General features: G+C 69.2%; 28 protein-coding genes. 13 read left to right on the top strand and 15 right to left on the bottom strand.

Annotation, left to right across the window (positions count from 1 at the left end):
• Positions 1 to 64 precede the first annotated feature (64 nt).
• Together OC372_RS13465 and OC372_RS13460 are read right to left on the bottom strand one after the other, a co-directional pair.
• Positions 65 to 820: an SDR family oxidoreductase gene (locus OC372_RS13465; protein ID WP_262002369.1), complete on the bottom strand. Its 756-nt coding sequence runs from the start codon at positions 818 to 820 to the stop codon at positions 65 to 67.
• A gap of 98 nt (positions 821 to 918) precedes the next feature.
• A complete protein-coding gene (locus OC372_RS13460; protein ID WP_029264290.1) occupies positions 919 to 1674 on the bottom strand; it encodes an SDR family oxidoreductase in 756 nt (251 codons plus the stop codon).
• A 205-nt stretch (positions 1675 to 1879) separates the two neighbouring features.
• Between OC372_RS13460 and OC372_RS13455 the strand changes: the two genes are divergently transcribed.
• The 3 genes from OC372_RS13455 (at position 1880) to OC372_RS13445 (ending at position 4623) form a co-directional block, all read left to right on the top strand.
• Positions 1880 to 2830: an alpha/beta hydrolase gene (locus tag OC372_RS13455; RefSeq protein WP_262002368.1), complete on the top strand. Its 951-nt coding sequence runs from the start codon at positions 1880 to 1882 to the stop codon at positions 2828 to 2830.
• A gap of 40 nt (positions 2831 to 2870) precedes the next feature.
• Positions 2871 to 3614 carry an alpha/beta fold hydrolase gene (locus tag OC372_RS13450; RefSeq protein ID WP_029264292.1) on the top strand — a complete coding sequence of 248 codons (744 nt, stop codon included), beginning with the start codon at positions 2871 to 2873 and terminating at the stop codon, positions 3612 to 3614.
• A 70-nt stretch (positions 3615 to 3684) separates the two neighbouring features.
• Positions 3685 to 4623 (top strand): alpha/beta fold hydrolase, encoded by a 939-nt coding sequence (locus tag OC372_RS13445; protein ID WP_262002367.1) that lies wholly within the window; start codon positions 3685 to 3687, stop codon positions 4621 to 4623.
• 67 nt (positions 4624 to 4690) lie between these two features.
• Here the strand turns inward: OC372_RS13445 and OC372_RS13440 are convergent, their stop codons facing one another.
• A complete protein-coding gene (locus OC372_RS13440; RefSeq protein WP_262002366.1) occupies positions 4691 to 5428 on the bottom strand; it encodes an SDR family oxidoreductase in 738 nt (245 codons plus the stop codon).
• A 222-nt stretch (positions 5429 to 5650) separates the two neighbouring features.
• On the opposite strand from OC372_RS13440, the gene OC372_RS13435 reads away from it, so the two are divergent.
• The 4 genes from OC372_RS13435 to OC372_RS13420 all read left to right on the top strand — a co-directional run bounded on the left by OC372_RS13435 (position 5651) and on the right by OC372_RS13420 (position 8432).
• The gene (locus OC372_RS13435) at positions 5651 to 6241 is read left to right on the top strand and encodes a hypothetical protein (RefSeq protein ID WP_262002365.1); all 591 of its coding nucleotides are present in this window, start codon (positions 5651 to 5653) and stop codon (positions 6239 to 6241) included.
• Between the two features lie 100 nt (positions 6242 to 6341).
• Positions 6342 to 7112 (top strand): SDR family oxidoreductase, encoded by a 771-nt coding sequence (locus OC372_RS13430; protein ID WP_262002364.1) that lies wholly within the window; start codon positions 6342 to 6344, stop codon positions 7110 to 7112.
• A 25-nt stretch (positions 7113 to 7137) separates the two neighbouring features.
• Positions 7138 to 8037 (top strand): RNA polymerase sigma-70 factor, encoded by a 900-nt coding sequence (locus OC372_RS13425; RefSeq protein ID WP_262002363.1) that lies wholly within the window; start codon positions 7138 to 7140, stop codon positions 8035 to 8037.
• A complete protein-coding gene (locus OC372_RS13420; RefSeq protein WP_262002362.1) occupies positions 8034 to 8432 on the top strand; it encodes a hypothetical protein in 399 nt (132 codons plus the stop codon). The genes OC372_RS13425 and OC372_RS13420 overlap by 4 nt, the downstream gene beginning before the upstream one ends.
• A 33-nt stretch (positions 8433 to 8465) precedes the next feature.
• On the opposite strand, the gene OC372_RS13415 is transcribed toward OC372_RS13420, so the two are convergent.
• The gene (locus tag OC372_RS13415; protein WP_029264299.1) at positions 8466 to 8921 is read right to left on the bottom strand and encodes an Lrp/AsnC family transcriptional regulator; all 456 of its coding nucleotides are present in this window, start codon (positions 8919 to 8921) and stop codon (positions 8466 to 8468) included.
• Positions 8922 to 9019: 98 nt separating this feature from the next.
• Here OC372_RS13415 and OC372_RS13410 point away from each other — a divergent pair, with 98 nt between their 5' ends.
• Both OC372_RS13410 and OC372_RS13405 read left to right on the top strand, forming a co-directional pair.
• Complete coding sequence (locus tag OC372_RS13410; protein ID WP_029264300.1) at positions 9020 to 9643, top strand: LysE family translocator; 624 nt, start codon at positions 9020 to 9022, stop codon at positions 9641 to 9643.
• Positions 9644 to 9741: 98 nt separating this feature from the next.
• Positions 9742 to 10194: a hypothetical protein gene (locus tag OC372_RS13405; RefSeq protein WP_262002361.1), complete on the top strand. Its 453-nt coding sequence runs from the start codon at positions 9742 to 9744 to the stop codon at positions 10192 to 10194.
• 9 nt (positions 10195 to 10203) lie between these two features.
• Here OC372_RS13405 and OC372_RS13400 read toward each other — a convergent pair whose 3' ends face one another.
• From OC372_RS13400 to OC372_RS13375, 6 genes are all read right to left on the bottom strand, one after another.
• Positions 10204 to 10431: an RNA-binding S4 domain-containing protein gene (locus OC372_RS13400; RefSeq protein ID WP_029264302.1), complete on the bottom strand. Its 228-nt coding sequence runs from the start codon at positions 10429 to 10431 to the stop codon at positions 10204 to 10206.
• Between the two features lie 122 nt (positions 10432 to 10553).
• Positions 10554 to 11381: a PepSY domain-containing protein gene (locus OC372_RS13395; protein WP_262002360.1), complete on the bottom strand. Its 828-nt coding sequence runs from the start codon at positions 11379 to 11381 to the stop codon at positions 10554 to 10556.
• A gap of 77 nt (positions 11382 to 11458) precedes the next feature.
• Entirely contained in the window at positions 11459 to 12775 is a 1317-nt protein-coding gene (locus OC372_RS13390; protein WP_262002359.1) for a sensor histidine kinase, read from the bottom strand.
• Positions 12768 to 13445, bottom strand: a complete 678-nt coding sequence (locus tag OC372_RS13385; protein ID WP_262002358.1) for a response regulator transcription factor — start codon at positions 13443 to 13445, stop codon at positions 12768 to 12770. Before OC372_RS13385 ends, OC372_RS13390 begins: the two co-directional genes overlap by 8 nt.
• Positions 13446 to 13499: 54 nt before the next feature.
• Positions 13500 to 14030 carry a putative immunity protein gene (locus OC372_RS13380; RefSeq protein ID WP_262002357.1) on the bottom strand — a complete coding sequence of 177 codons (531 nt, stop codon included), beginning with the start codon at positions 14028 to 14030 and terminating at the stop codon, positions 13500 to 13502.
• Between the two features lie 2 nt (positions 14031 to 14032).
• Entirely contained in the window at positions 14033 to 14473 is a 441-nt protein-coding gene (locus tag OC372_RS13375; RefSeq protein ID WP_262002356.1) for a DUF6194 family protein, read from the bottom strand.
• Between the two features lie 85 nt (positions 14474 to 14558).
• On the opposite strand from OC372_RS13375, the gene OC372_RS13370 reads away from it, so the two are divergent.
• Together OC372_RS13370 and OC372_RS13365 are read left to right on the top strand one after the other, a co-directional pair.
• Positions 14559 to 15257, top strand: a complete 699-nt coding sequence (locus OC372_RS13370) for a MerR family transcriptional regulator (protein WP_262002355.1) — start codon at positions 14559 to 14561, stop codon at positions 15255 to 15257.
• A 65-nt stretch (positions 15258 to 15322) separates the two neighbouring features.
• Positions 15323 to 16240, top strand: a complete 918-nt coding sequence (locus OC372_RS13365) for a TY-Chap domain-containing protein (RefSeq protein ID WP_262002354.1) — start codon at positions 15323 to 15325, stop codon at positions 16238 to 16240.
• A 27-nt stretch (positions 16241 to 16267) separates the two neighbouring features.
• Here the strand turns inward: OC372_RS13365 and OC372_RS13360 are convergent, their stop codons facing one another.
• Both OC372_RS13360 and OC372_RS13355 read right to left on the bottom strand, forming a co-directional pair.
• A complete protein-coding gene (locus OC372_RS13360) occupies positions 16268 to 16897 on the bottom strand; it encodes a hypothetical protein (RefSeq protein ID WP_262002353.1) in 630 nt (209 codons plus the stop codon).
• A 35-nt stretch (positions 16898 to 16932) separates the two neighbouring features.
• Entirely contained in the window at positions 16933 to 17682 is a 750-nt protein-coding gene (locus tag OC372_RS13355; RefSeq protein WP_262002352.1) for a DeoR/GlpR family DNA-binding transcription regulator, read from the bottom strand.
• Positions 17683 to 17736: 54 nt separating this feature from the next.
• Here OC372_RS13355 and OC372_RS13350 point away from each other — a divergent pair, with 54 nt between their 5' ends.
• Positions 17737 to 18102: a DUF4406 domain-containing protein gene (locus OC372_RS13350; protein ID WP_262002351.1), complete on the top strand. Its 366-nt coding sequence runs from the start codon at positions 17737 to 17739 to the stop codon at positions 18100 to 18102.
• A 9-nt stretch (positions 18103 to 18111) separates the two neighbouring features.
• A complete protein-coding gene (locus tag OC372_RS13345; protein WP_047522894.1) occupies positions 18112 to 18288 on the top strand; it encodes a hypothetical protein in 177 nt (58 codons plus the stop codon).
• Positions 18289 to 18329: 41 nt separating this feature from the next.
• On the opposite strand, the gene OC372_RS13340 is transcribed toward OC372_RS13345, so the two are convergent.
• The 3 genes from OC372_RS13340 to OC372_RS13330 form a co-directional block, all read right to left on the bottom strand.
• Positions 18330 to 18872 (bottom strand): dihydrofolate reductase family protein, encoded by a 543-nt coding sequence (locus tag OC372_RS13340; protein WP_262002350.1) that lies wholly within the window; start codon positions 18870 to 18872, stop codon positions 18330 to 18332.
• Between the two features lie 112 nt (positions 18873 to 18984).
• Positions 18985 to 19392, bottom strand: coding sequence for a hypothetical protein (locus OC372_RS13335; RefSeq protein WP_105712105.1), 408 nt, complete (start codon positions 19390 to 19392; stop codon positions 18985 to 18987).
• Positions 19393 to 19502: 110 nt separating this feature from the next.
• A partial coding sequence (locus OC372_RS13330) for an NtaA/DmoA family FMN-dependent monooxygenase (protein WP_262002349.1) occupies positions 19503 to 20400 on the bottom strand: 898 nt, incomplete at its 5' end.

Below are 20400 nucleotides of genomic sequence, written 5' to 3'. Positions count from 1 at the left end.
GAAGCGGGCACCCTCTCTCGGTCGAGTGGGTGCCCGCTTCGTGGTGTGGGCCGGTGCGCTTCCGCTACTTGCGAGGCGGGTTCAGCGGGAGCCATTCCTCGAGAGTCGTCTCGAAGATGTGCGCGCCCTCGACGGCGATGAGGGTGCGCTCCTCGATCACGGCGCCGTAGTACGGAGCGGTGTCGTCGCGGACCACCGTGCGGGCGTCGCCACGGAACGTCAGCGCGCGCCGGGCGAACTCGTCCATGCCCATGGCCTCGGGGCCCGCGATCTCGAAGTCGCCGGCCGGTTCGCCCGCCGCAGCGCGCGCGACGGCGGTCGCCACGTCCTCGGCTGCGATGGGCTGGATCAGCGCGCCCGGCAGGCTCACAGTGTCGCCCTCGGTCGAGATGTCGGCGATGCTGCCGACGAACTCGAAGAACTGCGTGGCGTGCACGAGGGAGTACGGGATGCCCGACTCACGGATGAGCTGCTCCTGCGCCACCTTCGCGGCGAAGTAGTCGATGTGCTGCGGGCGGTTCGTGCCCACGATGGTGAGCGCGACGTGGTGGGTCACGCCCGCCTCCGCCTCGGCTGCCAGCAGGTTGCGCGTGGAGGTGGTGAAGAACTTCAGGACGTCCTGGGCCTCGAACGACGGCGAGTTGGACACGTCGACGACCGTGTTCGCGCCGACCAGGACCTCGGCGAGTCCTTCGCCGGTGAGCGAGTTGACGCCGGTGTTGGGAGAGGCGGCGACGGCCTCGTGGCCGTGCTCGCTCAGCTTCGCGACGACCTTCGAACCGATGAGGCCGGTTCCTCCGATGACGACGATCTTTGCCATTTCATGCCTTCCTTTCCGGGGCGCCGAAGGGGTGCCCATCAGCTATGACCGAGTGGCAGCCCTCGTTGTGACGGATGCCATCGCGCACGGTCTGGTCTTCAGACGGTCGCCGCGATACGCCACTCGTGGTACCTCGTGGGAGCGATCGTCGCGGTCGCTTCGGGGAGTAGATCGCGGTTCTGCAGACGCGCTCCGAAATAGGTGCCGAGAGGGTCCGCGACCACTTCACGCTCGTCCTGCCGGGCCCGGAGATCCTGGGCGGCGATCTGTTCGAGGCTGAAGACCTCCGGACCGCCGAACTCCACCATGCCGAAGAGCGGTTCGCCGACGGCCGTGCGAGCGACCGCTTCGGCGACATCGTCGGCGGCCATCGGCTGCACGAGCACATCCGCGACACGGACGGCGCCGCTGCGCGCCGCCTGGTCGGTGATGTTGCGGATGAACTCGAAGAACTGGGTGGCGTGCACGAGGGAGTATGGGCGTCGCGACTCGACGATCATCCGCTCCTGCTGTTCTTTCGCCACGAAGTAACCGCCCTCCGCACGGGCCAGACGGTCGGTGCCGACGACGGAGAGTGCGACGTGATGGCGGACTCCGGCGGCCTCGCCGTAGGTGAGCAGGTTCATCGTCGAGGTGTAGAAGAAGTCGCGGGCGGCCTCCTCGTCGGTGTACGACGAGTTCGAGACGTCGACGACGACGTCCGCGCCGACCAGAGCATCCTCCAGCCCTTCGCCGGTGTACGAGTTGACGCCGGTGGCGCGAGCGGCGGAGATGACATCGTGCCCGCTCGTTCGCAGCGTGCGGACGAGCCTCGTGCCGATCAGTCCTGTTCCGCCGATGACCGTGATTCGCATGTCTCTCCCTCGTTGCCGATGCCGGTTCCGGATCCTCTCCGTACGAACATGACCGCGCAGCCGCTCGCGTTGTGACACCGACCGACGGGCGGCGGACCGGCTCCGAAGATGTCGTCACATTCTTCGGCCTCACCTGGTCCTGGCTTGCAAGAGCCCATGATCGGTGACGATCCGGACCGGCTCGCACCCCAAGAAAGGATCTGCCATGACCGACCATGTTCTCGAGCCCGAAGCCCGGGCATTCGCCGAAGCCGCAGGAAAGCCCCCGTTCCTCGCCGACCTCGGTGTCGACGGCGCGCGCACACTGCTGGACGACGTCCAGGCCGGGCCCATCGCGAAAGCCGACGTCACCGACGAGTGGGTCACCGTCCGCGCGGAGGTCGGCGACGTGCAGGTGCGCATCGTCAAGCCCGTCGGCACGACCGGGGAGCTCCCCGTCGTGCTCTACGTCCACGGCGGCGGCTGGGTGCTGGGCAACTCCGGCACGCATGACCGTCTGGTTCGCGAGCTCGCGAACGGTGTGCAGGCGGCGATCGTCTTCGTCGAATACGAGCGCTCGCCGGAGGCGCACCACCCCGTCGCCATCGAGCAGGTCTATGCCACCGCGCGGTGGATCATGAACGAGGGCGCGATCAAGGGCCTCGACGCCTCACGACTCGCCATCGCCGGCGACTCGGTCGGCGGGAACATGGCCGCGGTGGTCGCGATCCTCGCCAAGCGGCGCGGTGACGTCGTCTTCCTGCACCAGTCGCTGTACTACCCGGTCACCGATGCCGGCCAGAACACCGAGAGCTACCGCGAGTACGCCGAGGGATACCACCTGCGCGCCGACGCGATGGCGTGGTTCTGGGACTGCTACCTGCCCGATGTGGAAGCCCGCAAGGACGTAACCGCCTCCCCGCTGCGCGCCCCGATCAGCGAACTCGAGGGGCTGCCGGAGACCCTCCTCATCGTCGACGAGAACGATGTGCTCCGCGACGAGGGTGAGGCATACGGTCGCAAGCTCATCGAGGCCGGCGTGCGGACGGCCCTCGTGCGCTACGACGGCACCCTCCACGACTTCATGATGCTCAACCCGCTGCGCAGCTCCGCCGCCACGACGGCCGCCATCGAGCAGGCCATCCACGTGCTCCGCAAAGCCCTGACCGTCGCCTGACCCCGCACCACCCACCCCGCCCCCGAAGAAAGAAGAAACCATGTCCACGGAAAAGCCCACCATCGTCCTCGTCCACGGCGCGTTCGCCGAATCCGCGTCCTGGAACGGCGTCATCAGCCGGCTGCAGAGCCACGGCGTGACGGTCGTCGCCGCCGCGAACCCGCTGCGCAGCCTCGCCGTCGATGCCGCCTACGTGCGCGATGTGATCGCCTCCATCGGCGGACCCGTCATCCTCGTCGGCCACTCCTACGGCGGCATCGTGATCACCGAGGCTGCGGCCGACAACCCCGCCGTCGTCGGTCTCGTCTACGTCTCGGCGTTCGTCCCGGAGACCGGCCAGAGCGCGTTCGACCTGTCGACGAGCGCGCCGGGAAGCACCCTCGGCGACACCCTCACCGCGTACCCCGTGACGACCGGTGGCAACGAGTTCGCCATTCGCACGGAAGCCTTCCACCACCAGTTCGCGGCAGATGTGGCGGAGGACGTCGCCGCCCTCATGGCCGCGACCCAGCGGCCCGTCACCGAGGCGGCGCTCTCGGATGCGGTCACCGCCGCGAACCCGGCCTGGAAGGGCATCCCCTCCTGGCACGTGTTCGGCGACCAGGACCTCAACATCCCCCTCGCCGTCTTCCGCGCCGGTGCGGAGCGTGCGTCGTCTCGGGCGACGCGCGAGATCGCGGGGGCATCGCACGCCGCCCTGGTGTCGAACCCCGACATCGTCGCCGAGGTCATCGCCTCCGCCGGCAAGGCGTACGTCGCGAGCCAGACGTCGAGCGCGGCCTGACACGACCGCGGCGCCCCGCACTGCCACCGCGGTGCGGGGCGCCGCACCATCGGCCAGAGAAGGAATGACCATGACCACTGCCCCCTCCGCGTTTCCCGCCGCCAGCCGTGTCGATGCGGGAGACCTCTCCGTCGCCTACTTCGACCTCGGCGACCCGCAGGCGGATCCCGTCGTGCTCCTGCACGGCTACCCGTACGACGTGCACAGTTATGTCGAAGTCGCGCCGATGCTCGTCGAAGCCGGATACCGGGCGATCGTCCCGTATCTGCGCGGCCACGGCGGCACCCGGTTCCGCGATCAGGACGCGCCTCGGACCGGAGAGCAGGCGGCGCTCGGGTCCGACCTCCTGGCGTTCATCGACGCCCTCGACCTGGACGAGCCGGTCCTCGCCGGGTACGACTGGGGCGGTCGCGCCGCCTGTGTCGTCGCGGCGCTGTGGCCCGAGCGGATCTCGGGCCTCGTTTCGGTGAACGGGTATCTCATCCAGAACATCGCCGCCTCTCAGACGCCGATCCGTCCCGACCTGGAAGCCGGATTCTGGTACTTCTGGTACTTCGCCACCGATCGCGGACGCCGAGGCCTCGACGCCAACCGACGCGAGATCGCCGACGTGATCTGGCGCCGCAATTCGCCGGAGTGGGCGTTCAGCGATGCCGAGATGGATCGTGCCGCCGCCGCGTTCGACAACCCCGACTACGTCGACGTCGTGATCCACTCCTACCGTCATCGGCTCGGACTGGCACCCGGGGCGCCGAAGTACGACGAGCTCGAGCGCGCACTGGCGTCGGCCCCGCCCATCAGCGTTCCGACGATCACGCTGGACGGCATGGCGGACGGCAACTTCCCGGCGACCGACGGCACGCCGCAGGCGCACCTGTTCACCGGCCCGCGCGAGCATCGCCGGATCCCGCACGCGGGGCATCACCTCCCGGCCGAGGCGCCCCACGCGTTCGCCCAGGCGGTGGCCGACGTCGCCGAACCGCCGGGAGACGGTGCCGGAACGCCGTGAGACGAAGGTGCGCCGCCGTCAGGACGACGGCGGCGCACCATTCGCGACACGGAGGGAGCCGTGATCCTCAGTGCAGCTGATCGGTGGGCCGCACCAGGATCTCGTTCACCGCCACATGATCGGGCTGCCCGAGGGCGTACACGACGGCCGCCGCGATGTCCTCGGGCTGGAGGGTGCGCATCGACTCACCGATGCGATCGGCCGCTTCCCGCATCACCGGGTCGGTGGTGTGGTTCACGAGCTCCGTGGCGACGAAGCCCGGCTCCACGACGATCGTCCGCACCCCGTACGGGGTCGCCTCCTGGCGGAACGACTCGGCGAACGCGGTGATGCCGAACTTCGTCGCCGAGTAGGCGGCAGCCCCGGGCGACGAGATGCGACCCGACGTCGACGACACCTGCACGTACGAGCCGTGCGACTCGATGAGGTGGGGGAGCGCCGCGTGGGCAACGCGCATCGAACCCAGCAGGTTGGTCTCCACCATCCGCACCCACTCGTCCGTGTCCGCGTTCAGGATCATGCCCGCGAGCATCAGACCGGCGTTGTTCACGAGGGCGTCGAGCCGACCGAAGCGGGCGACGACCGCAGAGACGACCTGGTCGACGGATTCCGGCTCGGTCACATCGAGCTCCATGGCCACCATCTCTCCTGGCGCTTCCTCCACCAGCGTCTGCAAGCGCTCGGCGCGACGTCCGGCCGCGACCACGATCGCCCCTTCATGGGAGAGGGCGAGGGCGGCGGCCCGGCCGATTCCCGACGACGCACCGGTCACGAGCACGACTTTGCTTCTGAGACTGCTTTCCATCTGCTTCTCCTGATCTTTTCTCGGACGCCAATGTGACCGCGAACCACTTCGCCCTGTGACACCTCGGAGGGGCTGTTCGCTCAAGGCCTGTCACAACCGGATCCCCCGCCCGGTCTCTGCTGTGGGCAGGGCGATATCGCGCCCCACGATCCGGAAGGTGAACATGTCGACCATCAGCGAGCAGGCGTTCTCCCGCACTGACGCCGAGCGACGGCGCGAATCATGACCGATGAGAGGCCCGATGTCTCGGCCCTGAACAGCGCGGTCGGCACGGAGCTGTTCGTGCTGCAGTCGGCGGCGAGCTCGACGATCAGCGAAGCGGGAACGCGCAGTTCCATCTACCTGTCGACCCTGTCCAGCGGTCTGGTGGCCATCGGGTTCGCCGCGAACTCGCCCGCCCTGATCGGTATTCTCGCGTTCACCGTCCTGCCGGCGATCTTCGCGCTGGGATGGTTCACGGTCGTGAGACTCGTCGACACGAGCGTCGAGAACATCACTGCGCGTCGACGCATGGAGCGGATCCGCGAGTACTTCGTCAGCCTGCATCCGCGGGGCTCCGAGCTGATCGCGCTCGACGCGCCCCAGTCCGGCGAGCTCGGGGTGCGGTACGCGCGCTCCTCGTTCCTGTTCACCATGGCCAGCATGGTCGGCGCGGTGAATGCCGTACTCGGCGGTGCCCTCGTGACCCTGGCGCTCGTCGGGGTCTTCTCCGTCTCCGAGCTGCCCGCCCAGACCGCGGGCATCGTCATCGGTGCGCTCCTGCTGACCGCGACCCTGATCTACGAACGACGACGGATCCGGGCTGCCACGTGAAAGTTCTCCGACTGTTGTCACACTTCGAGGTGCTGTCCGGTCACTGTTGACGAGAACCCCCTGCGCGCACGGCGCGGGACCCAGGAACGGAGCGAGCGAGATGCGGATCGTCGTGTTGGGTGGGACCGGCCAGGTGGGCCGGATGGTCGTCGAGAAACTCGAGCGTCGAGCTCAGGCGGTCGTGGTGGCTGCGCCGGCGAGCGGCGTGGATGCGCGCACGGGGCAGGGCCTCGATGCGGCGCTCGAGTTCGCCGATGCCGTGATCGACGTCACCAACGCCCCGGACGTCTCGGGCTCCGCCGCACGCGAGTTCTTCGAGACCACCACGCAGCGTGTGCTGGAGGCGGAGGAGCGCGCGGGAGTGAAGCATCACGTCGTGCTGTCGATCGTCGGCGCGGATCACGCCGGGGAAGACGGATACTTCGCCGCCAAGGGCATGCAGGAGAACCTCGTACGGTCGGGGCCGATCGCCCACTCCATCCTCCGATCCACGCAGTTCTACGACTTCGCGCGGAAGATCGCGGAGTGGAACACCGCACAGGACACCGTGCATCTGCCACCGAAGCCCGTACAGCCCGTCGCGGCATCCGACGTGGCCGAAGCGCTGGTCGACCTGGCGATGGGGGATCCGCTCGGCGGCGCGGTCGACTTCGGAGGCCCCGAGCAGATGGCCCTCCCCGAGTTCGTGAGTCGCGTGCTCCGCGTCGACCATGACCCGCGCTATGTCGTCGAGGACGAGGACACCACTACCCTGGGCTTCAACATCTCCGGAGACCTGCTGCTTCCTCGGTCTCCGCTGCGTCTCGCGTCCACGACCCTCGATGCCTGGGTTCACGAAGAGGGCCGACGCCTGGTCGCAGGACTCCGATGAAGACAGGGGGGCGAAGGGCGTGACGATGGCCGAGAGCGGATTCGGTGAGACCGCAGACCTCGACGAGGCGGTACGGGTCTTCGACACGCACCGCCGACGACTCTTCGGCATCGCGTACCGGATGCTGAGCACGGTCGCCGATGCCGAAGACATCGTGCAGGAGACGTGGATCCGCTGGCAGAACACGGATCGCAGCAAGATCCAGGAACCCGTGGCGTTCCTGACGACGATCACCACCCGGCTCTCGATCAATGTGCTGCAGTCGTCGCATTCGCGGCGGGAGACGTACATCGGCCCGTGGCTTCCCGAGCCCGTGAATACCGATGACGATCCGGCGCTCGGCGCCGAACGGGCGGAGGCGCTGCAGTTCGCGATCCTGTTGACGCTCGAGAAGCTCACCCCGACCGAACGGGCGGCGTACATCCTGCGCGAGGCGTTCGACTATCCGTACCCGCGCATCGCCGAGGTGATCTCCAGCAGTGTCGTGAGCGCGAGGCAGCTCGTCAGCAGGGCACGGGCGCACCTGTCGTCCGCGCGCAACGCCCACGTCGACCCGGTGGCGCAGCGTCGGCTGCTCGAGGCGTTCCTCACGGCCGCCCAGAAGGGCGATGCCCACGAGCTCGAAGCCCTCTTCACGGCCGATGTCGTCAGCTACACCGACGGCAATGGCACCAAGCTCGCCGCCCGCATCCCGGTGGTGGGTCGCGGGCGCGTGGCGCAGTTCGTCGCGGCGTTCGCGCACCACTTCTGGATCGGGAAGACGATCGACTGGGTGCAGGTGAACGGCCAGCCCGCGGCCACCCTCGTCGAGGACGGCGAGGTGACGACCATGGTCACGGTGACCACGTCGAGCGAGGGCATCCTGCAGCTGCTCTGGGTGATGAGTCCGCAGAAGCTCGGGCACGTCAACGCGGTCACCGCATGACCCGCAAGCACTACCCGGCGTGGCTGCGCCGGCGCCGTCATGATGCTGCCGATGCCGACACCATCGAGACTTTCGGAAGTGCACTCTGCGCACTGGACGAGGACGCGATCCGGGTGCTGCTCCACCCGGAGGTCGTGGTGGTCATCGACAGCGGCGGTCACGTTCCGACCGGTCCGATGCCGGCGACGGGGCCGGAGGCGGCCGCGTCGGAGCTGCGTGCGCTGATGACGCCGGGGACCTTCATCGCCACCGCGTCGGTCAACGGTGTGCCGGGCCTCACGCTGGTTCGTGGGGAGCGCATCGTCGCCGCGCTCACGGCCGAGATGCGATCGCATCTGCTGTCCAACATCTGGATCGTGTGCAACCCCGACAAGCTTCGGCACTGGAATCGATAGGCACGTCCGCGTGCGGTGACGCTTCTCCGCCCGTCAGGGAATCGGCACCGCGCGGTCGGCGCCGAGGCGCTTCATGACCATGGTCGAGGTGAGCCGCTGCACGCCGGGGAGCGCTCCGAGGGTGCTGTCGTAGAGCTCCTGGTACGCGCTCATGTCGCGGGTGAGGATGCGCAGCATGTAGTCGGGGTCGCCGAACAGGCGCTGCGCCTCGGCGACCGCGGGAATGGCCACGACCGCCTCTTCGAACGCGACGATGGTGTCCTTGTCGGTGCGCCCGATCGTCACGAACACGATCGCCTCGAACGTGAGCCCGACCGCCTTCGGAGCCACCACCGCGCGGTACCGCTCGATCGCCCCGGACTGTTCCAACTCCTTGAGCCGTCGATGGCAGGCCGAGAGGCTCAGACCGACCTGCGAAGCGAGGTTCGTCGCGCTCATCCGGCCGTCATCCTGCAATAGCGAGAGAATCTCCCGGTCAAGTGCATCCATGGCGACAAGTCTTGCAGGACTCAGCCGTCAGCACGCGAAGAATCGAAGCACCTTTCGCGGGATCCTTCGTAGTCTCTTCCTCGGATTGAGGAGGACCGATGGATATCGCACTGGTCATGCAGTTCTGGCTGGTCGCGGTCATGCTCGCGCTGACCCCCGGTGCCGACTGGGCGTACGCGATATCGGCCGGGCTGCGCGCCCGCTCGATCGCACCCTCGATCCTCGGGATGCTCGCCGGCTACACGGTGGTAATCGTCGCCGTCGCGCTGGGGCTCGGCGCGCTCGTCACCGCGTATCCCGTCACGCTCACGACCCTGACCGTGGTCGGTGCGCTCTATCTGATCTTCCTCGGCGCGACGACGCTCGCCAGCCGCCCGGCGCCGATCGCCGAGAGCGGGGAGCCGATCGCGACCGGCGGATGGTCCCAGTTCCTGCGCGGGTCGGGAGTGAGCGGCATCAACCCCAAGGGGCTGCTGCTCCTGCTCGCCCTGCTGCCGCAGTTCACGAGTCCGGACGGCTGGTCGTCGACGACGCAGATGCTCGCGCTCGGCGGACTCCATCTGCTCAACATCGCCGTCGTCTACACGACGGTCGGACTGCTCGCCCGCCGCCTGCTGCGCACCCGCCCACGCGCGAGCTCGCTGGTCACCCGCCTCGCCGGCATCGCGATGACCGTCATCGGTGTCGGGATCCTCATCGAGCAGGTGTTCGAGTGGTTGTGAGCAGCGCTTAAGCACGGTGCTCGGCGGCGCCTCGATCGAGAGGTCGGCGTAGCGTCGGACACGGATCCATCTGCAGGCGAAGGGAACCGGTGACGGGAATGGCACGCACGACCACGGCCCTCCGTCTGCTGCTGCCGGCGTTCCTGCTCGGCGCGATCATCGCCATCTCGTTCCTGGAAGCGCCGCTGAAGTTCCTGGCGCCGGGTGTCACGATCCCGATCGGACTGGGCATCGGGCGGCTCGTCTTCACGGCGTTGAACGTGCTCGCGGGCGTGGTGCTGATCGTGCTCACGGTGGTGAACGTGCGCGTGCGGGCAGGGCGCGCGACGCTGAGCATCCTCGGGTCGATCTGGTTCGTCTACCTCATCGAGGTCGCCGTCATCCGCCCCGTGCTGAACCAGCGCAGTGACCTGGTGATCGCGGGACTCGCCGCCGCCGGGACCAACTGGGCGCACTACGCGTACATCGTGGCCGATGTGACTCTGGTCGGCCTGCTGATCGCCCTGATCGTCGTGACCGTGCGGAAGGTCCTGCCGCGCGACGTCCGCTGAGCTCCCGCGTCAGGGGCGGACGCGCACCGTTCGGCCTTCGAACGACACCAGGTCGCCGTCGCGCAGCTGGCGTCCGCGGCGTCGGTCCACCTCGCCATTGACGGTCACGTATCCGTCGATGATGACCTCTTTGGCGTCGCCGCCCGAGTCGAGGAGGCCGGCGAACTTGAGGAACTGTCCGAGGCGGATCACTTCGCCGCCGATGGAGATGTCGTCGATCGGTCCGGAGGTGCTCATCCCTGAATGCTAGCCGTCGCCGTGTCCGCCCCGGCGCATGACGATGCCGCCGCCCCCGGGGGAGGGGCGGCGGCATCGGGATGTCGGACGTCGCAGGACGGCCCGGGGACGAGGCCCTCGGCTCAGTCGATGTCGGTCCCGACGACGGCGAAGTCGGCGCTGAAGTCGATGTCGATCGAGCGGTTGTCCGATGTGAGGACCGACGCGTCGTAGGGGCTCACGTCGTCGCCGTCCACATCGAGGTCGGTGATCATGCCGTCGGCCTCCGCAAGCGCGGCGTCGACCAGCGAGCGGATCGTGGCGTCGTCGAGGGTGAGCGCGGGACCGTTGTCGTCGCCGTCGGCTGGATCCATCTCGATCACGGAAGCGGCGAGGGTCTCGTCGACGCGGACGTCGGTCTCAGTGCCGTCGGCGGTCGTGAGCTGCACCTCCCAGGTGCCGTCACGCTTCGCGTCGATCGACGTGACCTCGCCCTCGGCGGCGCCTCGTGCGGCATCCGCGATCTGGATGAGCTCGTCGGCCGATGCCGTGCCGATGCCGGTCACCGGACCGCGGTCGTTCGACGAGCCGTCGTCGTCGTCGCGGCGGTCGTCGCGATCACCGTGGGGCGCTCCCTCGTCGTGACGCGGGCCGTCCGACATCGCGGGCCGGTCGTCGTCATCGCCGAACTCATCGCCGATGGCCGCCCCGACCGCGATACCGCCGCCCGCGAGGATCACGGCCGCAGCGATGCCACCACCGATGAGGAGTGCACGCTTGCGCCCGGGCTTCGGCGCGGATGCCGCGGGGGTGGCGACCGGCTCGGCCGCGGGGAACGTGGGGTGCTGCCCGACACCGGCTGCCGGCGTGGCCGCGTCCGCAGCGGGGGTGACCGGAACGGTCTGCGCATCCGGGGTGCTCGCGGGGGTCTGGTCGGGAGTCTGGTCCGGGGTGGGTGTCTTGTCGTCCATGTCCCGATGGTCTCGCGCCGGCGCTGAAGCCTCCCTGAAGCCTCCTGAAGCGGTCTTCAGGAACGGCCGATCAGCGCTCAGCCGCCGAGGGGCAGCGTGACGACGAAGCGGGCGCCGCCCCAGCGGGAGTCGTCGACCGCGAGCGTTCCGCGAGCCGAGGCGGCGATGCCCTGCGCGATCGCGAGACCCAGTCCGCTGCCACCGGCATCGCGGCTGCGCGCCTCGTCGAGGCGGACGAAGCGCTCGAAGATGCGGTCGCGCTCCTCGGCGGGCACGCCGGTGCCGTCGTCTTCGACCGTCACGAACACGTGACCGCCCGAGGGGGTCACGCCGATCGCGACCCGTCCGCGGCTGTGCCGCACCGCGTTGTCGGCGAGGTTGCGCAGCAGCTGGCCGAGCAGACGGGGATCGCCGTTCACCCTGGCCGCCTGGATGCCGGAGCCGTCGACGTCGAGCCCGGCGGCCCGCAGCCGGCGCACCTCACCGAGCGCGATGTCGTCGAGGTCGACCGCCTCGTCGTGCGTGCTCGCACCCTCGTCGAGCCGGGCGAGCAGCAGCAGCGACTCGACGATGCCCTGCAAGCGCAGCCCCTCCTCCGAGACGACCTCGGCGAGCTCGGCGATGCTCGTCACGTCGGGGTGTGCCTGCGCGAGCTCGGCGTGCTGACGGATGGTCGCGAGCGGGGAGCGCAGCTCGTGCGAGGCGTCCGACACGAAGCGCCGCTGCGCGGTGGCCGCGGCATCGAGTCGATCGAGCATGCCGTTCATGGTGGTCGCGAGTGCCGCGATCTCATCGGCCGTCTCGGGCACCGGCACGCGCTGGTGCAGGCGCTCGGCGGTGATGCCGTCGACCTTCTCGCGGATGCGCTCGACCGGTCGGAGCGCCCGGCCGACCACGAGCCAGGTGGTCACCGCGACGAGCAGCAGGAGCAGGGGCACGGCGATGGCGAGCAGAGTCGCGACCGTCGTCAGGGTCTCGGCGTCGTCATCCATCGAAACGGCCAGCACTAGTGTCTGGTCGTCATCGAGGTCGTCCGAGACGACGAGCATCCGCTCCCCGTCGACGGTCAGCGTCTGCGGGTCGTCGGACACGGGCAGGGCCGCGGCACCGAGCGCTTCCCTGGCGTCTTCGCTGGCCGCCCGCACCGATCCGTCGGCGCCGATGAGCTGCACGAACTCGTCCTCGAGGGCGTCGATCCCGCCGCGGCCCGGTCCGTCGCTGCGCTCGGCGAGCTCGTCGAGGCGCTGCTCGGCCGCCCGTTCCGTGCTGCCGTGGATGCTGGCGCTGAGCACCCCGTAGAACGAGAAGGCGCCGATGAGCAACGCCACCGCGACGACGACCGTCGCCCCGAGCGTGGTCCTCCCGCGCACCGAGCGCCAGTTGCGACTAGCCACCGTCGGCCGCCAGCCGGTAGCCCGCACCGCGGATCGTCTCGATCGCCTCGCGGCCGAACGGCTTGTCGAGCTTGCGGCGCAGGTGCCCGACGTAGACCTCGACGATGTTGGGGTCGCCGTCGAAGTCGTCGTCCCAGACGCCCTCGATGAGCGCGCGCTTCGACAGCACCTGGCCGCGGTGGCGCATCAGATACTCGAGCACCGAGAACTCGCGCGCGGTGAGCGTGATCGGGGTGTCGCCTCGCCAGACGCGGTGGGCGGCGGGGTCGAGTCGCAGGTCGCCGGCTTCCAGGACCGCGGGGCGAGCGACGGCTCCGCGGCGCACGAGGGCGCGGAGGCGGGCGACGAGGATCGCGAACGAGAACGGCTTGGTGACGTAGTCGTCGGCGCCGGTCTCGAGCGCCTCGACCTGGTCCCACTCGCCGTCCTTGGCGGTCAGCATCAGCACGGGCGTCCAGTTCTCCTCGGCGCGCAGCGCCTCGCACACCTTCCAGCCGCTCATGCCCGGCATCATCAGGTCGAGCACGATCGCGTCGTACCGCGTCTCCCGTGCCCGCCAGAGCCCGTCGACGCCGTTGTGCGCGACGTCCACGGCGAAGCCCTCGGCTTCCAGGCCGCGGCGCACACCCTCGGCCAGGCGCACCTCGTCGTCCACCACCAGGATCCGCATTCCTCCAGTGTGGCCGGTCGACGCTGAATCGGGGCTGAAGCTCGGGACGACGCGTCAGCGGAGGTGAGCCTGGATCTCGCGGATCACCTCGCCCAGCGTGCCGGTGGCGAGCAGGCCGGGGCCGAGAGGGCCCGCGGAATCCTCGCCGAGCGGGGGGAGTGCGCGCAGAGCGGCGGATGCTTCAGGGGACAGGGCGGCGAGTTGCCAGCGCACCTCTTCGGCGCGTGCCTCGGGCGCCGAGGGGTGCGCGAGCTCCACGGCTTTCGCGGCGTATGCCGCCGCTCCGAGTGCATGGGCGCCCATGTGGGCGACGCCCGCGGCCTGTGCGGCGGCCCGCGCGGCGGCAGCCCCTGCCGGCGAGGTCGCACTGTGGGCGGCCCTGCCCGCGACGAACCGCCGACGGATCTCTTCGGCGGCGCTGAGCTCACCCCGGGCGAATGCTCGTGCCCGGGCGATGGCGTCTCGGGCGCGGTCGTCGTCCGGCGCCTCCGCTTCGAACAGGGGCAGTGCCCGCTCGGCGCAGTCGGCCGCCCACACGGCGACGATCCTGCGGTCGGCCTCGGTCATGCCCTGCACGGTGGTCATGTTCACCTCGCCCGGCGCTGGGACCGCTGCCGGGCGGACTCGTGCGCTTGGCGGAGCAGATCGAGCACGGATTCCGAGGTGCGCTCCGCGGGGTCGATCACGCACACCCACCCGGCCGCGCCGTAGAGCGGATGCCGCTGGAACACGTCGACTTCCGCCGGCGCGGTATCCACGGGGACGAGCGACGCCACCTGCTCGCGTCCGACGTGGATGTTCACACGGAACCGCCCTGGCGCATTCAGCGCGGAAGCCGTGTCGTCGGGGTAGTCCTTCGTGATGATCGTTCCGTACGGCTGGGTGCGCTCCGGCATCCGCCCGTCCGGTGCGTGATAGAAGTAGGCGTCTCCCCAGGAAAGCGCAGGGAAGTCGCTGCCCGCTTCGGGGGTGACGACGAGGGCGCCGTCGAAGCCACGGACTGTTTCGATGATCTCCTGCATTGTCATCCCTCAATGATGAGGTTCACGTGCTTATGTGGACTTGGAAGCGGGAAGGAGGGCGAATCACATGCCAAACCCTCAAGAGGATGTCATGACGACGGCTGCGCTCGGTCGACGCGTGGGCTACTCGACGCAGCAGGTGCGCGACCTGGAGCGGCTCGGGGTCATCCCTCCGGCCGAGCGCGGAGCCAACGGCTACCGCCGCTATGCGGGGCGGCACGAGACCGCCGCGCGCGCCTATCGTGCGATGGCGGCGGCCATCGGCCCCGTGCCCGCCCGGCGACTGATGCCGACTCTGATCGGGGCGCCGGTCGGGGCCGCGGCCGAGCGCATCGATGACCTGCATGTCGGTCTCGCGGCCGAGCGCTCCCGAGTGCGCGAGGCGCTGCGCGGTCTCGATGTCGCTCTGGTCGAAGCCGGCGAAGACTTCGACGACGCGGATGCGATGACCATCGGCGAACTCGCGCAGGCCCTCGGCATCCGCCCGTCCGCGCTCCGTCACTGGGAGCAGGAAGGGCTGGTGCATCCGCTCCGCGGCACGGCATCCACGCGGTCGTACGGCGCGGCGGCGATCACCGAGGCGCGCATCGTCGCCGCCCTGCGCGCGGGCGGCTACGGCATCCCCGCGATCTCGCGCATCCTCGAACACGTGCGGCAGCATGCCGACACGGGCGAGGTGCAGCGCATCCTCCAGGGCCGGCTGGTCGCGCTCACACGGCGCAGCGTCGCGCTCCTCGCGGCCGCCGGACACCTGCACGCCCTTCTCGTCGATCGGGGCGAGGGGGACTGACGGTCGTCGTCGACCGCGAGGTCGGACGGCTCGCTTAGGGTGGCTCGTATGACGTGCAGCGCGCGGTGGCCGAAGACGATGCGCGTGCTCGCGACGCCGATCCGGAAGCCGGGGTGCTGACCATGCAGAAGTCGGGGCGATACGTGCGCGTGGGGAACACGGAGTACCCGCTCGCCTCTCCGGGAGGCAACTGGGCGCTCTGGAGCCCCACCCCGGTCGAGGGTTTCCGGAAGATCGGGAGCGGGTGGGTCCGCAACATCGCACCCGACGAGCAGCTGGAGTGCTTCCGCGTCGCACACCACGGCACGTATCGCGGCATCCCGGTCACGGTCGAGCCCGGCGACGGAGCATTGGCACGCCTCGACACCCGCGATCCGCGCGCAGCCGAGCAGGGGTTCGAGAGGTTCGGGTTCGAGCGGCCCGAACTGCAGTCGTGGCTGAAGTTCGTGCCCGTCGACGACCGGGACCTCGCCTTCACGACCACGCGCACACCGGAGCCGATGCCGTGGGCGCAGTCGACCCGAGACGCCGTCGCGCAGCGCCCGGTCCCGCGACCGTCCGACGCGCAGCCGTCGGAATGGGGAGCTTTCACACTCCGTCTCATCACGGCGCTCCGCGGTGTGACCGACCGCGTGTTCCTCATCGTCTCGGTCGATGGCGACCCGCTGCGCTACGTGCAGTTCGCCGGAGACCCCGAGATGCTCCACGCCGAGGCGCCGGGGGGCGACATGGTCGCGGATGCCGACGAATCGGTGCTGCGGGCCACCGGGTGGAAGGAGCCGGGGGTCGCGCAGCCGAACTGGACCGCGGAGCTTCCGCTGCCCGCGTACGCGGTCGACTTCCGGGAACTTGCCGAGCGATGCGTCGCTGCGCTGCGTGATGCCTATGGGGTGACGAGCCCCGATGCCCTCGCGTACCGCGCGTGGCGTGATCCGGAGCAGGCCTCGCTCGAGTTCCCCGGACTCGGTCGCGCCCTGCCCTGATCCGCGCCTCCGGGATGCCGCCTGGGTTCAGCGACCGCCGAGGCCGGCCTGCTCGCGCATCGCGGCGAGGTCGAGGTCTTTCGCGTCGAAGAAGAGCGCCGGGTCCAGCGCGAGCGGCTCGGAGTCGATCCAGAGTTCCTTCCCCGCGACGCGGATCACGCCGATGTACATCGCCCGGTCGGCGTCGGACGTCCAGATCGTGAGGAGTCGGTCATCGCCCCGGTGTGCGATCACGTCTTTCAGGGCGGCGACGATCCCGGCGCTGTCCGAGCTGCCGCGCTGCAACGTGGACAGGGCCTGATCGAGCGGGAATCCTGCGGCGACGCCGTGGATCACCGGATTCGTCAGCACGCCGCCGCCCTTGATCCGCCAGCGCCGCGCACTGACGAAGAACATCACGATGGCGGCGACGAAGACAGCCGGCGGGAGGAAGAAGGCACCGGCGATCGCGAGCCCGCTGCGCACGCGTCCGCCGAGCAGTTCGACCGTCGCCTCCGGGTTGAGGTAGACGAGGAGCATCACGACCACCATGAGCCCGGCGATCACGACCCACGTCGTCGACTTCCGGGGCGAGCGCTCGGAGACGAAGAGATCTGGGCGAGTGGCGAACCAGGTGTAGAGGTTGCGCGACCGGGACCGGAGGGGCGTGAAGCTCATGGGATCACGCTAGTGCGGTCGGCCATCGGCGCCCATCACGCCGGGCTGCCGATCCGTGCTTCGACCTCCGCGATGAGGGGGTTGGTGTCGGCGGGGTCGGTGACGATAGCGGTGACGGCGTCGAGCGCCAGGACGGGGTAGCGCGCGACGGCGCCGATCTTCTCCTCGCTGGCGAGCGCGACGGTCGCGGCGCAGCGCGAAGCGAGTGCGCGCTTGGTGACGGCGTCGTCGAGTTCGCCCGTGGTGAGGCCGCGTTCGGGGTCGGTGCCGGTGGCACCGAGGAAGAACGTGTCGGCAGCGAGGTGCTGGATCGCCTCCATGGCCAGGCCGCCCCCGGTCACCAGTGAGTGTCGGGAGAGTTCGCCGCCGATCATGATCACCCGCGCGTCCGAGTGCTCGGCGACGGCGAGGGCGATGGCGGGGCTCGGCGTGATGACGGTGATCCCTGTGCCGGAGGGAAGGAGCCGGGCCATCGCCAGCGTGGTCGTGCCGGCGTCGAGGACGATCGTCGATCCGGGGCGGACGGTGGCCACCGCCGCGCGCGCGACGCGTTCCTTGCTCTCGGTCGCCAGCGCGGCGCGTTCGCGAACCGGGGGCTCGGGAGCGGGGATCGGCAGCGCACCGCCGTAGACGCGCAGGAGTCTGCCCTCGTCCGCGAGCTCTCGGAGGTCACGGCGGATGGCATCCTCCGAAACGCCGAGCTCGTCGGCGACGGCTTTCGCCACCACCCGTCCGTCACGCTCCAGGAGAGCGAGCAGGTGATCCTTGCGTTGCGCGGCCAGCATATGTTTCCTCACGAAGTTGCACGTTATTGCATGATTCAGACTACAGTCATCCCCATGACGAAACCACTCCTGATCCTGATCGCCGGTCCGTACCGCTCGGGCACCGGCGGCGACCCCGAACTCATCGCCCAGAACCTGGCGCGCCTCGAAGAGGTCTCCGGGCCGATCTTCCGCCTCGGCCACGTGCCGATGATCGGCGAATGGGCGGCGCTGCCGATCCTGCGCACCCTCGATGCCGCCGAAGCCGGTGATGGCGACGTGATGTACGAGACGGCGTACCGGCTGCTGCAGCACTGCGACGCCGTGCTGCGCCTTCCCGGTGAGTCGTCAGGTGCGGACAAGGATGTCGAGATCGCCCAGGAGCGCGGACTGCCCGTCTATCGCTCGCTCGAGGAGATCCCCCCAGCCTCGACTCCGTAGGCTGGAGGTATGACCAAGAACATCTGGACCATCCTCGGCGTCATCCTCGCCGTCGTGATCGCGTGGTGGATCGTGAGCGCGCTGTTCTCGGTGCTCGCGTTCATCTTCAAGCTCGCGATCGTCGCGGTCGTCGCCGTGGTGGTGTTCCTCGTTCTGCGCGGGATCTTCAGCCGCAGCGACGACTGACGGCGCGGCCCCCTCGTCGGACGCGTTCTCGGCGAGAGGTCCTAGCGGAGCACGCGGTAGCGAAGGTGGGTCTCGCTCGCGAAGGCCGAGGTCTCGAGGCGTTCCAACTCGATGCGCTGCCCGAGCCCGGCGAACAGGGAGACGCCGTCGCCCAGCAGGACCGGCGCGACGTCGAGGTGGAGTTCGTCGACGAGTCCGAGCTGGAGGCACTGTCGCGAGATGCTCCCGCCGAGCAGGCTGACCCACTTGTCGCCCGCGGCCTGCGCGGCTGACTCGACCGCCTGCGCGATGTCGTCGACCACGAACGTGTAGGTGATCCCGTCGCGTTCGATCGGCTCGTGCTCGCTGTGGGTCATGAGGTAGACCGGCACCTTGAGCATGCCGCCATAGGGGATCTCGCCGTCGTCGATGGTCTGCGTCTTGTTCGCCCCGCCGACGATGGCGCCGATGTTCTTCATGACGTTCTCGACGACGACATCGTCTTCGGGAGCGGAGGGGCGACCGAACATCCAGTCGACTCCGCCGTCCGCATCCGCCAGGAACCCGTCGAGGGTCACGGTCGCGTGGACGATCACTCGAGCCATGATCTGCTCCTTCCGTGGAGGTGAGTCGAGCGACTTGCGTCGAGCGACTTGCGTCGTCGGAGTGCTGGTGATCCAACTCGCCCCCGGCAGGCGCCTCAAGAACGTGCGCGTACTAGCTGGCGAGCTGCTGCACCCGCTGGTACGTGACGCCGAGGATAGCGCCGGCTGCTTCGAGAGGGTAGCCATCGGCGCGGAGCGCACGAGCTGCTTCGCGCCGGAGCCTGTCCGCTCGTTCTATCGCCGCCTCTCCGGCGGCCGTCGCGTCATTGCTCTCCGCGAGCAACTGCATAACTCGGCTGGGCGCATCGATGACGACGTCGACCTCGACATCAGTGGGCTCGACATCAAGCCAGACGGACGCGAGGTCGGAGGCGGCTTTCTTGATTCCGCGGAAAGTGAGCGCGCTGCCTGTCGCCACGATCGTTGCGCCGCTGGGCGTCTCGGAGGTGAGCTCCGGAATCTCGATCGTCCACGATCCGTCGTCATCGCGGGAGGCGCGGGCACTGAGTCTGGTCGTCATGTCCCTGCCCTTCAATTCCATGCGCTCGGAGTGTTCGGGAACGCGGTCTGCACCAATGACGCTTGTACTGCGAGTACAAATACTACTTGTTCTATTCCGGAGTACTGCACTCAGACGCTCGGCGCGAACGCCCCGACCCGGTACTTCGCGGCGCGGTGCGTGTCCTGCACGCGGTCTCCCTTGCCCTGCAACTTGTTGCGCAAGGTGCCGGGCGTGTACTCATTCGGGTAGACGCCGCGCTCGCGCAGCACCGGGATCACGTGCTCGATGACGTCCTGCCACGTGCCGGGTGTGACCGCGTAGGCGAGGTTGAAGCCGTCGATGTCGGTCTCCTCCACCCAGGACTGCAGCTCGTCGGCGATCTCGACACCAGAGCCCACGACCGTGGGGCCGAGGCCGCCGATCGCGTTGTGGCGTCCGAAGTCGCCGACGGTCCATTCGCGGCCGAGGTCGGCCTCTTCCTTCAAGTGCTGCAGCACCGACTGGATCGCGTTCGACTCGACGTTCCCGACCGGCTCGTCCTCTGCGTACTGAGAGAGGTCGACGCCCATCCAGCCCGACATGAAGGTGAGCGCGCCCTCGGGGCTCGCATAGGAGAGGTACTCGGCGTGCTTCGCGGTCGCCTCCTCGCTCGTCGCGGCAGTGATCACCGTGAGCAGTGTGTAGATGCGGGCGTCGCACCGGTCGCGGCCGGCGGCTTCCAGGGCATCGCGGATGCGCTTCACCGTGCCGGCGAGCACCTCCTTCGAGGGGGCGGCGACGAAGATGGCCTCGGCGTTCTCGGCCGCGAACTTCACTCCGCGCGGGCTCGCACCGGCCTGGTAGATCACCGGCGTGCGCTGCGGCGACGGCTCTGAGATGTGGATGCCGGGAACGCTGAAGTGCTTCCCCTCATGCCCGATCGGGTGCACCTTCGACGGGTCGGTGAAGATGCCGCGCTCGCGGTCCTCGACTGAGTAGTTGGTCTTCTGAGCAGCACCGTTATTGCCGTTGAGCAGCACTGTGTCT

Origin of the sequence: Microbacterium sp. Mcb102 (genome assembly GCF_024519805.1) — a bacterium.
GTDB lineage: Bacteria > Actinomycetota > Actinomycetes > Actinomycetales > Microbacteriaceae > Microbacterium.
Note: the sequence above shows the minus strand (reverse complement) of the source record. Positions and strands in the feature narration are given on the sequence as shown.